This is a genomic window from Anaerorhabdus sp. (genome assembly GCF_036641015.1).
Lineage (GTDB): Bacteria > Bacillota_I > Bacilli_A > Erysipelotrichales > Erysipelotrichaceae > Anaerorhabdus.
In genome coordinates, this window is sequence record NZ_JAVWFO010000022.1 from 1 (window position 1) to 15413 (window position 15413).

The 15413-nt window shown below is 35.2% G+C and carries 23 protein-coding genes; all 23 read right to left on the minus strand.

Features of this window, described 5'->3' with window-relative positions:
- Positions 1-29 precede the first annotated feature (29 nt).
- Positions 30-470 carry a 50S ribosomal protein L15 gene (gene rplO / locus RR430_RS04725; RefSeq protein WP_332508722.1) on the minus strand — a complete coding sequence of 147 codons (441 nt, stop codon included), beginning with the start codon at positions 468-470 and terminating at the stop codon, positions 30-32.
- A 15-nt stretch (positions 471-485) separates the two neighbouring features.
- Positions 486-998, minus strand: a complete 513-nt coding sequence (gene rpsE, locus RR430_RS04730; protein ID WP_332508723.1) for a 30S ribosomal protein S5 — start codon at positions 996-998, stop codon at positions 486-488.
- A 13-nt stretch (positions 999-1011) separates the two neighbouring features.
- Positions 1012-1368, minus strand: a complete 357-nt coding sequence (rplR, locus tag RR430_RS04735) for a 50S ribosomal protein L18 (protein ID WP_332482168.1) — start codon at positions 1366-1368, stop codon at positions 1012-1014.
- A gap of 21 nt (positions 1369-1389) precedes the next feature.
- A complete protein-coding gene (gene rplF, locus RR430_RS04740) occupies positions 1390-1935 on the minus strand; it encodes a 50S ribosomal protein L6 (protein ID WP_332482167.1) in 546 nt (181 codons plus the stop codon).
- 22 nt (positions 1936-1957) lie between these two features.
- Positions 1958-2359, minus strand: a complete 402-nt coding sequence (gene rpsH, locus RR430_RS04745; RefSeq protein WP_332482166.1) for a 30S ribosomal protein S8 — start codon at positions 2357-2359, stop codon at positions 1958-1960.
- 14 nt (positions 2360-2373) lie between these two features.
- Positions 2374-2559: a type Z 30S ribosomal protein S14 gene (locus RR430_RS04750; protein WP_332482165.1), complete on the minus strand. Its 186-nt coding sequence runs from the start codon at positions 2557-2559 to the stop codon at positions 2374-2376.
- A 13-nt stretch (positions 2560-2572) separates the two neighbouring features.
- A complete protein-coding gene (rplE, locus tag RR430_RS04755; RefSeq protein ID WP_332482164.1) occupies positions 2573-3112 on the minus strand; it encodes a 50S ribosomal protein L5 in 540 nt (179 codons plus the stop codon).
- The gene (gene rplX / locus RR430_RS04760) at positions 3112-3435 is read right to left on the minus strand and encodes a 50S ribosomal protein L24 (protein WP_332508724.1); all 324 of its coding nucleotides are present in this window, start codon (positions 3433-3435) and stop codon (positions 3112-3114) included. The genes rplE and rplX overlap by 1 nt, the downstream gene beginning before the upstream one ends.
- A 10-nt stretch (positions 3436-3445) precedes the next feature.
- Positions 3446-3814, minus strand: coding sequence for a 50S ribosomal protein L14 (gene rplN / locus RR430_RS04765; protein WP_332508725.1), 369 nt, complete (start codon positions 3812-3814; stop codon positions 3446-3448).
- A gap of 21 nt (positions 3815-3835) precedes the next feature.
- Positions 3836-4096 carry a 30S ribosomal protein S17 gene (gene rpsQ, locus RR430_RS04770; protein ID WP_332482161.1) on the minus strand — a complete coding sequence of 87 codons (261 nt, stop codon included), beginning with the start codon at positions 4094-4096 and terminating at the stop codon, positions 3836-3838.
- Between the two features lie 13 nt (positions 4097-4109).
- A complete protein-coding gene (gene rpmC / locus RR430_RS04775) occupies positions 4110-4310 on the minus strand; it encodes a 50S ribosomal protein L29 (RefSeq protein WP_332482160.1) in 201 nt (66 codons plus the stop codon).
- A complete protein-coding gene (gene rplP / locus RR430_RS04780) occupies positions 4311-4730 on the minus strand; it encodes a 50S ribosomal protein L16 (RefSeq protein WP_332508726.1) in 420 nt (139 codons plus the stop codon).
- A gap of 2 nt (positions 4731-4732) precedes the next feature.
- Positions 4733-5524 (minus strand): 30S ribosomal protein S3, encoded by a 792-nt coding sequence (rpsC, locus tag RR430_RS04785; protein ID WP_332482158.1) that lies wholly within the window; start codon positions 5522-5524, stop codon positions 4733-4735.
- 14 nt (positions 5525-5538) lie between these two features.
- On the minus strand, positions 5539-5871 hold the full coding sequence (gene rplV, locus RR430_RS04790) for a 50S ribosomal protein L22 (RefSeq protein WP_332482157.1): 333 nt from the start codon (positions 5869-5871) through the stop codon (positions 5539-5541).
- An 11-nt stretch (positions 5872-5882) separates the two neighbouring features.
- Positions 5883-6152, minus strand: coding sequence for a 30S ribosomal protein S19 (gene rpsS, locus RR430_RS04795; RefSeq protein ID WP_332482156.1), 270 nt, complete (start codon positions 6150-6152; stop codon positions 5883-5885).
- 19 nt (positions 6153-6171) lie between these two features.
- A complete protein-coding gene (gene rplB / locus RR430_RS04800) occupies positions 6172-7005 on the minus strand; it encodes a 50S ribosomal protein L2 (protein ID WP_332508727.1) in 834 nt (277 codons plus the stop codon).
- A 58-nt stretch (positions 7006-7063) separates the two neighbouring features.
- A complete protein-coding gene (gene rplW, locus RR430_RS04805) occupies positions 7064-7354 on the minus strand; it encodes a 50S ribosomal protein L23 (RefSeq protein ID WP_332482154.1) in 291 nt (96 codons plus the stop codon).
- Complete coding sequence (gene rplD / locus RR430_RS04810; RefSeq protein WP_332482153.1) at positions 7354-7983, minus strand: 50S ribosomal protein L4; 630 nt, start codon at positions 7981-7983, stop codon at positions 7354-7356. The genes rplW and rplD overlap by 1 nt, the downstream gene beginning before the upstream one ends.
- Before the next feature lie 3 nt (positions 7984-7986).
- Positions 7987-8706, minus strand: coding sequence for a 50S ribosomal protein L3 (gene rplC, locus RR430_RS04815; protein WP_332482152.1), 720 nt, complete (start codon positions 8704-8706; stop codon positions 7987-7989).
- A 20-nt stretch (positions 8707-8726) separates the two neighbouring features.
- Positions 8727-9038 carry a 30S ribosomal protein S10 gene (gene rpsJ / locus RR430_RS04820; protein ID WP_078712853.1) on the minus strand — a complete coding sequence of 104 codons (312 nt, stop codon included), beginning with the start codon at positions 9036-9038 and terminating at the stop codon, positions 8727-8729.
- A 314-nt stretch (positions 9039-9352) separates the two neighbouring features.
- Positions 9353-10234: a DUF1848 domain-containing protein gene (locus RR430_RS04825; protein WP_332487356.1), complete on the minus strand. Its 882-nt coding sequence runs from the start codon at positions 10232-10234 to the stop codon at positions 9353-9355.
- Between the two features lie 62 nt (positions 10235-10296).
- Positions 10297-11553: an HD-GYP domain-containing protein gene (locus RR430_RS04830; protein ID WP_332487354.1), complete on the minus strand. Its 1257-nt coding sequence runs from the start codon at positions 11551-11553 to the stop codon at positions 10297-10299.
- Positions 11554-11665: 112 nt separating this feature from the next.
- Entirely contained in the window at positions 11666-15232 is a 3567-nt protein-coding gene (locus RR430_RS04835; protein WP_332508728.1) for a vWA domain-containing protein, read from the minus strand.
- Positions 15233-15413: the final 181 nt, after the last annotated feature.

Sequence of the window (15413 nt, forward strand, 5' to 3'; positions counted from 1 at the left end):
TGAACAAGTTGATACAAGTTTGGATCATATTAGATCACCTCAACTTTTCCGCCTACTTTTTCAATTAATTCTTGAGCTGATTTTGAGAATTTATTAGCTTGAACAGTTAATTTCTTCTCAAGTGTACCATTACCTAATACTTTAACACCATCTAATGTTTTCTTTACAAGACCAGTAGCTACTAACATTTCGATAGTAACAACTGTTCCTTCTTCAAAACAATTAAGGCTTTCAACATTTACTGTTGCATATTCTTTACGAGTGAAGTTTGTGAACCCTCTCTTTGGAATACGTTTGTATAAAGGAGTTTGACCTCCTTCAAATCCTAAAGAAACTCCACCGCCACTACGAGCGTTTTGTCCTTTATTACCTTTACCAGCAGTTTTTCCGTTACCTGAACCATGCCCACGCCCAATACGATAAGAGCTGTGACGAGCACCTTCGGTATATTTCATTTCATTTAATTTCATAAACCTGTCTCCTCCTTATCGAATTTCTTGTGGTTTCTTTTCACGTAGCTTAGCTACTGTGTTTACTGTTTTTAATTCTGTTAATGCAGTCATTGTTGCATGAACCATGTTAATTGGTGTACGAGAACCAATGCATTTTGATAATACATCGCTAACTCCAGCAAGTTCAAGAACAGCACGAACTGCACCACCTGCGATAACTCCGGTACCTTCTGCAGCTGGGCGAAGGAATACTTCACCTGCACCATAAACTCCAGTAATAGCATGAGGAATTGTTTTACCTCCATTTACTAAGTTAATAGTTACTACATTTTTCTTTGCTGCTTCGATTGCTTTTTTGATTGCATCAGGTACTTCATTTGCTTTACCTGTTCCATATCCTACGCGGCCTTTTTTATCACCTACAACTACTAGAGCTGAGAAGCGCATACGGCGACCACCCTTAACAGTTTTGCTGACACGATTAATGACAACTACGCGTTCTTCAAATTCTTTTTCGCGTTCTACTCTTCTTGGTTTACGTTCCATCATGAGCCCCTTTCTAGAATTCTAGTCCAGCTTCTCTAGCTGCATCAGCTAAAGCTTGGACACGTCCGTGATATACATAACCTCCACGGTCAAATACTACTTTTGATATATTTGCTGCTTTGCAAAGTTTTGCAATTTCAGCACCTACTTTTTGAGCGGCTTCTTTATTTCCACCATTTGCAAGTTTCATATTAACGCTTGAACATGCAGCTAATGTTTTGCCGTTTACATCATCAATCACTTGAACGTGAATGTGAGCGTTAGAACGGAAGACATTAAGGCGTGGGCATTCAGGAGTTCCACTAACTTTAGTACGTACGCGCGCATGGCGGCGTAATCTTGTTTCATTTTTTGAAATTTTCTTAAGCATAGTCTATGATCTCCTTTCCCACTATTTCTTACCAGCCGTTTTTCCTTCTTTACGGCGGACTTGTTCACCTTTGTAACGAATACCTTTACCTTTATAAGGTTCTGGTTTTCTAGTTGCACGAACATTTGCTGCAAATTCACCAACACGTTGTTTATCAATACCAGTAACTTTGATTTCAGTGTTAGAAAGACATTCTACTGTAAGTCCTTCTTCAACAATGAATTCAACTGGGTGTGAGTAACCAATGTTAAGTGTTAATTTTTTACCAGCTACAGCAGCACGGAACCCGATACCTACGATTTCAAGTGTACGAGTGAATCCTTCGTGGACTCCTTCGATCATATTGTTAAGTAATGCACGAGTTGTACCATGTAATTGTTTTGTATGTTTTTCTTCGTTTGCACGAACAACAGTGATAACACCATTGTCTTGTTTAATATCCATTAATGTACTAAACTGACGTGTTAAAGTACCCTTAGGGCCTTTTACAGTCACCTCATTACCAGCTGCAACTGTTACTTCAACTCCAGCTGGAATGGTAATCGCTTTATTTCCGATACGTGACATTCTATTGATTTCCTTTCAGTGTCTACCACACATAAGCGACAACTTCGCCGCCTGCGTGTTTAGCTCTAGCTTCTTTATCAGTCATAAGACCTTGAGAAGTTGAGATAATTGCAATTCCTAAACCATTAAGTACGCGAGGTACTGAATCTGTCTTAGCATAAACGCGAAGACCTGGTTTTGAAATTCTTTTGATACCACTAATAACTTTTTCGTTATTAGCTCCATATTTAAGTGTAACTGTAATTTTCTTTTCAGCAGCTGTTTCTCCGCTTACTGCATAATTCATAATGTATCCTTCACTCTTTAGAATCTTTGCAATCTCTACCTTCACTTTAGAAGCAGGGATTTCAACAGTCTCATGATGAGCTTGAACTCCATTACGGATTCTTGTAAGCATATCTGCAATTGGATCAGTCATATTCATTCGTAACTTCCTCCTTACCAACTAGCCTTCTTTACTCCAGGAATTTGGCCTTTATAAGCTAATTCACGGAAGCAAATACGACATAGTTTATATTTACGTAATACTGAATGTGGACGTCCACAACGTTCACATCTTGTATATTCACGTGTTGAGAATTTTTGAGGACGTTGTTGTGAAATTTTCTTCGATGTTTTTGCCATGTTTTAGTCCTCCTTATTTCGCAAATGGCATGCCCATTTCAGCTAGCAATGCCTTTGCTTCTTCATTTGTGTTTGCTGTTGTAACAATAACAATATCCATACCACGAGTTTTAGTAACTTTATCAAAGTTAATTTCTGGGAAGATTAATTGTTCTTTTACACCAAGAGTGTAGTTTCCACGGCCATCAAATGCTGTGTTACTCACACCACGGAAATCACGTACACGAGGTAGTGAAATGTTGAATAGTTTATCTAAGAATTCATACATTTTTTCACCACGTAATGTAACTTTACATCCAATAGGCATACCTTCACGAAGTTTGAAGTTCGCGATAGATTTTTTAGCCTTTGTGATAACAGGTTTTTGACCTGCGATTTGAGTTAATTCTGCAACTGCTTCATCTAATACTTTAGGATTTGCAATAGCTTCACCAACACCTAAGTTGATAACTACCTTATCAATCTTTGGACATTGCATAACAGTTGTATATTCAAACTTTTTAACTAAAGCAGGAATAACTGCTGTTGTATATTTTTCTTGAAGGCGGTTCATTATTTCTTCTTACCTCCTTTGATTTCAGCACCTGTTTTTTTGTAAACACGTACTTTCTTATCTCCATCTACTTTATAACCTACACGGCTAGTAGCTTTTGCTTTTGCATCATAAATCATAACATTAGAAACATGAATTGGAGCTTCCTTTTCAATGATTCCTCCATCAGGATTTGCTTGAGTTGGTTTTAAACTCTTTTTAATTAAGTTAGCACCTTCTACGATTACTTTTTCTTCTTTAGGGAATACAGCAGTTACTTCCCCAATAGTACCTTTGTAGTGTCCAGTGATAACTTTAACTTTATCGCCTTTTTTAATTTTCATTAGTGACCTCCTACAGTACTTCTGGTGCTAGAGATACAATTTTCATATAATCTCTATCACGTAGCTCTCTAGCTACAGGACCGAAAATACGTGTCCCTTTTGGTGTGTTATCATCTTTGATAATAACTGCTGCATTATCATCAAACTTAATATATGAACCATTTTCACGGCGAATGCCATAAACTGTTCTTACGATTACAGCTTTAACAACATCACCTTTTTTAACTGTTCCTCCAGGAGCAGCTGCTTTTACTGCACAAACAACGACATCGCCAATGTTTGCACTCTTACGAACGCTTCCGCCTAAGCAACGGATAACTAATAATTCTTTAGCACCGGTGTTATCAGCGACGTTTAATCTGCTTTCATTTTGAATCATCTTTCATCTTCCTCCTTGTGCTTAAAGAATTACAGCTTTTTCAACGATTTTAATAAGACGGAAGTGTTTATCAGCTGATAATGGACGTGTTTCCATAATTTCAACGATATCCCCAATTTTTGCCTCATTGTTTTCGTCATGAGCTTTGAATTTCTTAGAATATTTAACGCGTTTTGAATATAAGTCGTGACTCTTATTTGTTGCAACTTCAACAGTAATTGTCTTGTTCATTTTATCTGAAACAACTTTACCGCGTAATACTTTACGATTAGATCTTTCCATAACTTAGACCCTCCTACTTCGCATCACTAAGCGTGCGCTCAGTGATGATTGTTTTGATACGAGCAATTGTCTTCTTGATATCCTTCATACGTGATGGATTTTCTAGTTGACCTGTAGCTTGTTGAAAGCGTAAGTTGAATAGTTCTTCTTTTAAAGATTCAATATCTTTTAGTAATTCTTCATTACTTTTTTCACGAATTTCTTTAACGTTCATCTATTTTTCCTCCTCACCTTTCTTAACAAATCTAGTTTTAATTGGAAGCTTATGAGAAGCAAGACGTAAAGCTTCACGAGCGATATCTTCACTAACTCCACTAACTTCGAATAATACACGACCTGGTTGAACAACTGCTACCCAACCTTCAGGAGCACCTTTCCCAGATCCCATACGTACTTCTAGAGGTTTCTTTGTAATTGCTAAGTGTGGGAAAATTTTGATCCAAACTTTACCACCACGGTTCATATAACGAGTCATAGCAATACGAGCAGCCTCGATTTGACGGTTAGATACATAAGCACCTTGCTCAGCAACTAATCCATATTCACCAAACGCAACTTGACGTCCAGCTTTTGAACGACCTTCATAGCTTAAGCGATGAGGTCTTCTATATTTAGTTCTATTAGGCATTAACATGATTAATTACCTCCCTTTGTAGCTTCCCCATTAGCTGATGCAGCAACTGGTGCTTTTGCTTCAGCATTTCTTGGAGCACGGCGGTCATTGTTACGAGGACGACGAGGTCCACGACCTTGTGGTGTTTTAGGAGCTTCTGGTTCTTTAACCATTTGTCCTGGTAATACTTGTCCACGACAAATCCAAACTTTAACACCTAATTTACCATAAGTAGTATTTGCTTCATACCAACAGTAGTCGATATCTGAACGTAATGTATGTAGAGGTACAACTCCTTCAGAGTAACCTTCACCACGAGCGATATCAGCACCACCTAAACGACCTGATACTAAAGTTTTAATTCCTTTAGCTCCTGAACGCATAGTTTGTTGGATTGCTTTCTTTTGAGTTGTTCTGAAAGATTGACGTCCTTCAAGTTGTTCAGCAATCTTACGAGCTACTAAGTAAGCATCTAAATCTGGATTAGCAATTTCTAATACATCAATCTTGATATCTTTACCTTTAGCAATTGTTGATAGTTTTTTCTTTAAAGACTCCATCTTGTCTTCATCTTTTTCATTTTTCCCTACAAGAACACCTGGACGAGCTGCACGAATGATTAATTTCAATTCGTTAGAAGTACGTTCAATTTCAATTCTTGAAACATAAGCGTTATGTAGTTCTTTTTCTAAAAATTTGCGGACTTTAACGTCTTCCATTAATAGGTTTCCGTATTCTTTTTCTGCGTACCATCTAGAATCCCAATCACGGATGACTCCGACACGCATTCCAATAGGACTAACTTTTTGACCCATATCTGAACCCCTTCCTAGCGCTCATCAACCACAACAGTGATGTGGCTTGTGCGTTTTAAAATTTGATGTGCATTACCTTTTGCAGCTGGCATGAATCTTTTCATAGTGATTCCTTCATTTGCATAGCATGCTTTTACATATAGTTTTGATTCATCTAATTTATGATTATTTGTAGCATTTGCTACTGCTGACTTAAGTACTTTGCCAATTTCTGCAGCTGCATGATTAGGTGTGAACTTAAGGATTGCAGCTGCCTCAGCAGCATCTTTTCCTCTTACTAGATCTAACACTAATCTTACTTTGCGAGGAGCGATACGTACTGTCTTTGCTGTTGCTTTAACTTCCATTTTCTTTCCTCCTACGCTTTCTTATCGTCACCGTGCCCGCCATATTTACGAGTAGGTACGAATTCACCAAGTTTATGTCCAACCATATCTTCAGTTACAAATACTGGGACATGTTCTTTACCATTATGCACTGCAAATGTATGTTCAACGAAACTTGGGAAAATTGTTGAACGACGTGACCATGTTTTAATAACTTCTTTTTTACCAGCCACATTCAATGCTTCAACTTTTTTCATTAAGTGGTCATCACAGAATGGACCCTTTTTTAAACTACGTGTCATTTATTTTTCCTTCCTTTCGTTATTTACCTTTACGGCCTCTTACAATTAATTTGTTGCTTTGTTTCTTATCACTACGAGTCTTAACACCCATAGCTTTCTTACCCCAAGGAGTCATTGGAGACTTACGTCCGATTGGAGTCTTACCTTCCCCACCACCATGAGGGTGATCGTTAGGGTTCATAACAGAACCACGAACTGTAGGACGGATACCCATCCAACGAGAACGTCCAGCTTTACCAACGTTGATTAAGCTATAATCTTCATTACCTACTGAACCGATTGTTGCACGACAGTTAGCAAGAATTTTTCTAACTTCTCCTGAAGTTAAACGAACTGTTACATATTTTTCTTCAACACCTAGGATTTGAGCAGAACATCCAGCACTACGTGCAAGTTGTCCACCTTTACCAGGTTTTAACTCAACGTTATGAACAACAGTACCTTCAGGCATGTTTTTCATTTCTAATGAGTTACCGATTTTAATATCAGCTTCAACTCCAGATACAACTGTTTGTCCAACAGTTAATCCTTTAGGAGCAATGATATATCTCTTTTCACCATCCGCATAATTTAATAATGCGATGTTTGCAGATCTGTTTGGATCGTATTCGATTGTAGCAACTGTAGCTGGAACATTGTCCTTATTACGTTTGAAATCGATAATACGGTATTGACGTTTATGTCCTCCACCTTGATGGCGAGTTGTTATACGTCCTGTGTTATTACGTCCACCCTTTGAGCTAAGTGGTGACAATAATGAGCGTTCTGGTGTAGAAGTAGTAATCTCATCATTCATCAACGTGCTCATGCCACGACGGCCAGGTGTCGTTGGTTTATATTTCTTAATAGCCATTACTTAATGGTCCTCCTTACGCATTTTGTCCGGAAATAGCGTTCTTCTTCCGTTATTCTTATTTATCTTTAAATAAATCGATGTCTTGTCCTTCAGGTAATTTAACAATTGCTTTTCTAACAGCGCTTGTTGTACCAGTGTATTTACCTACACGTTTTTGTTTTGGACGACAGTTTAAGATATTTACTTGTTCTACTTTTACTTTGAAGATTTCTTCAATTGCTTGGCGAACTTGAGTTTTGTTAGTTCCTTTTGCAACTTCAAATGTAATTTTATTGTCAGCATCCATCATCTTCATTGTTTTTTCAGTGATGATAGGACGGATGATAATATCTCTAGCGTTACTCATTATGCAAGTACCTCCCCTGCTTTAGTAGCAGCAGCTTCAGTAATTACGATTTGATCAGCATTTGCAATATCGTATACATTTAATCCTTCAACAGTTAACATCATTGCATTCGATACGTTTCTCATTGATAAGAAAGCGTTGTCGAATTCTTCAGCGATGTCTACTACGAATAATGTTTTTCTTTCGAAGTTGAATGCTTTCATCATTTCTACGAAGCTCTTAGTTTTGATTGCATCAAATTTAATTGATTCAATAATTGTACAGTTGTTGTTAGCTACCTTTGCACTTAATACTGACTTAAGAGCTAAACGACGAACTTTACGGTTTAATTTGTAAGCATAGCTTCTTGGAGTAGGTCCGAAGGCAATTCCTCCACCTCTCCATTGAACAGCACGGATTGACCCTTGACGAGCGCGTCCAGTACCTTTTTGTCTAAATGGTTTTTTACCACCACCAGAAACTTCACTACGTGTTTTTGTTTTGTGAGTTCCTTGGCGCATGCTAGCTTGTTGCATTACGATTGCATCAAACATTGCTTGTTGATTAGGTTCAATGCCAAATACTGCATCGGCCAAATCGATTTGTTTAATGACTTTCGCTTCTTGGCTATATACATCTACCTTTGGCATGTCTTATTCCTCCTCTTTAGCAACTTCAGTTGTTGTTTCTTCTACAACTGGAGCATAATTGATTAATTCTTTTGCAGGAACGTTCTTAACACCTTTCACAGTTGTTTTAACCATGACAAGACCTTTTCTTGGTCCTGGAACATTTCCTTTTATTAACATGTAGTTATTTTCTACATCAACTTTGATGATTTCTAGATTTTGGTTAGTTGTTACATAGCCACCAGTTTGTCCAGCCATTGTAGTACCTTTATCGATACCACCTTTTCTAGATGTAATACCTGTTGTAGCTAATGAACCGATATGTCTGTGATGCCCAGAACCATGTGATTTAGGTCCGATCTTAGCGTTATTTCTAACGATAGTACCGTTATACCCTCTACCTTTACTAATTCCTGTTACGTCGACAATATCACCAGCGGAAAAGATATCAACCTTTACATCAGCTCCAACTTCTAAGTTAGCCATTTCATCAGCACGAAGTTCGCGAGCGAAACGTTTTGGAGCAGTGCTTGCTTTTGCAGCATGACCTTTGTTTGCCTTAGTAGCTCTAGATTCTTTGATGTCTTCGAAACCTAATTGAACAGCTTCATAGCCATCATTCTCATTTGTTTTCTTTTGCATAACTACGTTTGGTGTTGCTTCTACAACAGTAACTGGAATTAATGTCCCGTCAGTTGTAAACACTTGAGTCATACCAAGTTTACGTCCTAATATACCTTTCATGATGTCACCTCAAACCTTTCTTACAGCTTGATTTCGATATCGACACCACTTGGCAAATCTAAACGACTTAATGCGTCGATAGTCTCTGCGCTTGGACCGATGATCTCAATCAAACGTTTATGTGTTCTAATTTCAAATTGTTCACGTGCATCTTTGTACTTATGTACCGCACGAAGAACTGTTACCACTTGTCTTTCAGTTGGTAGTGGAACTGGACCAACAACTTTTTTTGCACCGTGGCTAGTAGCAGTTGAAACAATCTTTTCACTTGCTTGGTCTAGACTTCTGTGCTCGTAAGCTTTCAAACGAATTCTTACTGAATTTTTTGCCATGAAATTTTCCTCCTTTATTTCACTTATCTTGCGATAATCGCTCGGTGTGAATTACCCGGCTTAACGCCTATGACAACGCTTTTCGGCGTGCCGGCAACCTCCCACGTCCATGCGAGTGCTTTTATATAGTAACACTTACAAAAGCCTATTGCAACAGTTTTTTTCACTCTTTTTGAACTTTTTAAAAAACAAAAAATTTGAAGCTTTTCACCCCAAATTTTACTGTTTATTCTCTTTAACTTTACTATTGAATCCAAATTTTGCTTGTTTTTACTGTTTTTTAAGCATTTTTCCTATCCTTATTATATATAGTTTTATTTTTTTCTTACCTTTATTACATCATTTTCATCTAAATTCCCTATTAAAAGGGACGATTTTACATCATGATCCCTGCTATTTACATCCACACTCTTCTCATCATAATTCGCATAACAATACTTACAATAGTGTCTACAGCTATTATATGTACCAATATCAACCATTTCAATGCACCCACAATCCCGTGCTTTCCACTTACCGAAATTACTTCTCCCTGTCAAACGATAAGCCAATTCCTTCGTGCAACAAGCAGACTGAATAAAGCCTACACTAGTTAAATCATTCTTTTCATAGCACGTTTGTATTGTCATTCCATATTTATTAGTGATACTTACAAGCCTAACCCCAATATCAAGGTATTCTTTTTCACTTAACTTCTTAATTCTAAGCTCTCTCATATGACGATTTACATTTTTATACTCATCCACAAACGAAACTATTACTTGTTCAACACTTCCCGCCAATAATGAGCACAATCTTTCAAATGCTCTCTCGTGGTAATCAATTGTATATTTATCATTAATTAATATTGGATCATATCTAAGTATGACATTCTCTTTGCCAATTAACCGACTTAATTCAATAATTGATTTTACAATCTCCTTTTTATCCTCTACACATAACTCAATGTCTTTATCATAAGGAGTACATGTAACCTGAAATATACATGGGATTTTGATTTGATTAAGATACTTAATAATTGGCTTAGGATTTTTTGTGCAAAAAACTATTGCTTCTACATCACAAAAATTTATTCTGCTTACGCTTTTAGGATAGAACGGATTTCGTACATCCACATATCCCTCATTTATTCTGTTCATTAACCATTCCGTATAGAAGGCAACAATATCCGTTCTTCCACTTATATTTAATATCATATTCTTTCCTACTTTATTACGCTAAGTTCATTAATCTACTATTTCCTTTAGCATTATCTTTATTAATTTATATTTGTATATTTATCTATTAAAATTTGATATTCACTTTGTATCGCATAATAAGCTTCCATTGTTTCTTTACTACTTGTTTCTGTTTCCATCATGATTTCATCAAAGTTTTCCACTACCTCTTTAACCACATCACGATTCAATAATCCTTTTGAATCCATTTCAACAATTATACCTAAAGCTCTTTCTTTATCATATGCATTTTTATAACTCCGCTCTTGAACTAACGCACTTACAATATCAGCAACTGCACATATACATTCCGGTAGTGTTAAGTCAGCAAGTTTTAGGTGTTGAGGATACCCAGAGCCATCAATTCTTTCATGATGTCGCGCAGCAATCTCAACTACATCTTGATGTATTGAACCTTCTAAAATATTTCTTGTTTCAACTACATGTTGCTTCATAATAAACATTTCTTCATCTGTAAGTTTTCCAGGCTTTTCAAGTATGCTAATAGGCGTCGAAATTTTTCCAATATCATGAAGTAAAGTTCCATAATATAAGTCATTTAATTCTTCTTCACTCAGACCCATTCTCTTACCAATTGCTACACTTACATTTACAGTAGTAATTGTATGCAAAATCATATACTCACTTCTAAAATCAATTGAACAAGCAACTACCGTTAGATAACTTTCAATTAAGTCATAATCAAACTTCAATGTTGCCGCCATCTTTCTTGCTGATTCTCGATAACTTTGATCACAAATCTTATTCAACAACTTTTCATAATCTGGTAATGCAAAAAACTTATCCACCCAATACGGAGACAAAAGTGTACCTCTATTTTGTCTTATCCATCCTAAACAAACTTCAACATTACTCGCAACCAAAACCACATCAATACGATCGGCAAGATAAATCAATCCAGCTAAATCATCATCAAGTAATCCTCGCTCTTTATAATTTGAATAGGGTAAATGATGATGCAATATCGGCAACGCTTTTTCTTTCATAATAGATAAACTCTTCATAAACAGATATCCATAAATCGAATGAAACCAAACATCACTATTTTCAAACTCCATGATATCGTCAATCTCTTCTGTCTTATACGCACCAATATCATGCAGTATTCCCATTAACGTAATTTCCGCAATATCATCTTTATTAAATTTATTCATAGAATTTAAAATTACAAAAACGATATACCCTACTTTTTCACCATGATTAACTAATCTTGAATCAATTTTATTCAAGGTTCTTTGAAGTATCTCTAAAAATTGTAAACTCGACATACGTCTCATAATTTATTCCCCAGTTTATTCATATAGTTATCTTACTTTTTTATTATAATGTTTATATTTTACTGGTGCAATAAAGAAAAAATCCGCACAATGTGCAGACTCCTTCTTAAACTTAAGCGTTTACTTCTTCTTCCTTTTCAATGTCATGCCATTTTCTTCCTAAATATAAAGTAATTGCATTTATTAAAGTAAGGATAAGCATTAATAATGTATATTTATCTACTAGAACCATAGGAAGCGTTATATTTTCTGTAACTATAAATATAATCACAGATATAACCGCAACAATTGAACCTAGCACTTTATATATACGTTTACGTTCATATAATTTTGGTTCTTCTTGATCTGAATTAATGATGTAATCCTCATCATCCTCTTCATCATCACTGTTATGTTTAGAAGTAAGAAGAATGATTGTTAACAATATTCCAACAAGCATTGCAATCAAATTAATTAAAGCCCATCCAGTCTTATTTAAAGCTTCTGGTGTAACTTCATCAACAATGACTTCTGGAGTTGCTGTTGGTGCAACCTCTGGTGTGATTTCTTCTGGAATTACTTCCGGTTGAGGATTTCCAGGAATTATTGGTTGCACTTCTACCGGTACTATAACCTCTGGCTCAGGTGTTGGAACAACCGGTGGATTCGTTGGTGTTGGAGGAACGATAACTTTTTCAAATATTACTGTAAATAATGCATTACCTGCATACTCAGTATTTCGAATTTCTTCGATAGTGTTATAAGAATTACCTTGCTCATCAACCCACTTAACAACCTTATGATTCGCAGCTGCTTTTGCAACTATGTCTTTACCAACAGGTTTAACTTTTTCCGTTAAACTATAATCTCCAAACTTATCATATCGTGTTACATACTCATACTCAGAAGTTAAGTTATTATTTGTTACATATCCCGTACCTACAGTTTGTACATTATATGTAAATTTAACTTGGAAACGGTCTGGAATATTATCTGATTTATCATTTCCATTCGAATCACGTCCACCTACAACATCAATATAGTAATATAGATTCATTACATTTTTCGATGTGTCTGTAGTTATAGTTAGATTCTCTGGTGTTGCATATGCAAATACATATCCCGTAATACTTTTGTTAAATGATGTATACGTAATTTTTTCATTAAAATATTCTTTGTCGCTATATGTTTCAATTTTTTTATTTTCATCAATTGAATAATAATTGATTGTATAATCTTGAAGAACTGCTTCATACACTGCATATAATTTAGTATCTGCTTGCAATTCTTTCAATGTTGCAAAATCAATACTATTTCCAGCTTCATCTTCGTATCCCACTAAGTTATATCCATCATGTACAGATTGATGTTTCTCAATTTGTGTATAGTCTACCGATACTACTTGTGCATCTAATTCCCATACATTTGCAGTGCCTATATATGTTTCGCTACTTTGTACTACGCCTCCTACTTTATCATAAATTTTAAACGAAATATCTTTCATATTTTTTTGATAAGTTAAGATGATGTTATTTTTTTGTACATCACTTGAAACAATTACACTTTCTGGATTTGACCCTTTAAATGTATATCCACTAATTTCAACAATATGATTGCTTGCTTTAACTGTTGTATTAAATTCAGCATCTTTAATTGTCTTAGTTTCTTTTATTTTATTACTATCTTCATCTTGATACTGAATTGTTACATCGTAGTATACAGGACCATTAACTTTTTTATAACCAAAATACAATTTTACATTTCTATTTGTTGCGCTTAACTCGACATCTGATGGAATAGCGGAACTATTAGTTGCGCTAGTTACTAATTCATACTTTTGTCCATCTTTTGTGATAGTAGTTAAAGGATTAATAGAATATGTTCCAAAATCTAAGTCAACAGCTTTCGTAGCTTCATCTTGATAAAAATAACTTTGAATATCTACTCTTTTATTAAAATCATTTATTGGTAAATCTTTTTGATCTATTAAATTACCATCTTCATCTACTAAATAATTGAATATTTCAATTATTCCAGTTTTACCTATTGTTAATACTGGTTTTGGATAAACAAATGTTTTTTCTTCATTCTTATAATCATTGTAAGTCAAATTTGCATTTAAGTTCGTTTCGACTGCTCCAGTTGTAGTATTATTGTTTACCTTTACATAAATTGTAAGCTTTTTTACTGTCTCTGTAATTGTATCAAATGTCCACGTTACTTTATTATTATTAACAGAAACAGTTCCTGCTGTTGCTTCAATTTTCGCTTTGCCATTTTCATATAAAATATCAAATACTTCATTATTGATGGTATCAGTAATTTCAGCTTTTGTACCTGCTATTTTAATATCACCCGCAATATTTTTATACACATCAGCTAATCCTGCAGCATTTGTATTTTTTGCATAATCCATGCTTTGATTAGTTGCTAGTGGTTTGATATATTGATTAAATGATTGTTCACCAATTTCTAATCCTATTGAGTATACTTTTGCAATAGACGTAAGATTCCCAATTACTTCTTGTCCATCTTTCCCTGCCGCAGGCTCCCCGTCACTTATAAATACTACATAAACAGGACGTGATTTATCAGCTCTTTTATTTATCATTTCAATTGCAGCATTTATCGGATTAGTATAGTTTGTATCTCCAGTAAACGTAATGAAGTTTTTACTTGGATCCCACATTGTATCTGTAAAGAAAGTACTCGCACTATATTTAGTACCCATCGGGTGTTTTATTGTATCGCCATACGCCGCAAACTCATCTGTAATTAGATATGCTCTATCTGAGAAACCAATTGCTGATAATCTAACATCACTGTCTGCTGTAAAAACATTATTAGAGAACCCAGCAACCGCTTCTTTTAGTTTTGCAGCATAACTTCCTCCTGGAATAGAACCAGATGTGTCATTATTTACCATACTTCCTGAAGTATCCATAATCAATAATATATCAGATCCTTGTTTCACCGGATTCCCTGAAACATTAAATTCTATCTTTGCAACTCCTTTATCATAATCTACCCAAGATGCTTCTTTTGTCGTGAATACGGCACCAGGTTCATTATTAGATGCATTTCTTCCTTTTTTTGTTTGACCAACAACTTGACCAGTCGTAGTTTCAGAAGTTTGTAATCTATATGTAATTGTTATTTCATTGTTTTCTTTATCTAATATTATTTCTTCAGTACTTACACTTTCAACACTGTAATATTCTTTATCTACAACATAATCACGTGCGTTTATTTTCTTACCAACAATTAAATCCTCAACTACAGTCGTTTCTTTAATTTCGATATCATTACCAGTATAAATATGATTAACAGTTAATACTGTTTTAACATCTTCAGCTTCTGGTGTTGCAGTTGCTTCTGGTGTTGCAGTTGCTTCTGGTGTTGCAGTTGCTTCTGGTGTTGCAGTTGCTTCTGGTGTCACAGTCGCTTCTGGTGTTGCTGTCACTTCTGGAGTTATTTCTATACTTGGCTTTTGAGTTTCTTCAATCGCAGGTGTAGGTGTTGCAGTAATAATAGGTGTTTCTCCATTTTCAGCAGAAAAATCTCCTGAAATCTCTCCATTACCATTTTCAACACTTAAAATTTCCTCATCTTGATTAGTTGCAAATACATGCCAAGAGTTAGTTGGAACGATAGTTAACATAAGCGTTAACGCCAACATTAATTTTGTAATTTTCTTCATAAAAATACCTCCGATTAGTTGAATATGAGTTAATGATAATAGATATCAGTTATATATCGGTTATATTTTTATAATTTTATATATTTTTTTATTTGCACTATTTTAAGGCTATTTACCTATTAAAAAAAAGATATAACCCATCTATTTTTAGCATGCCGGTTATATCTTTTAGTTCTTTTTA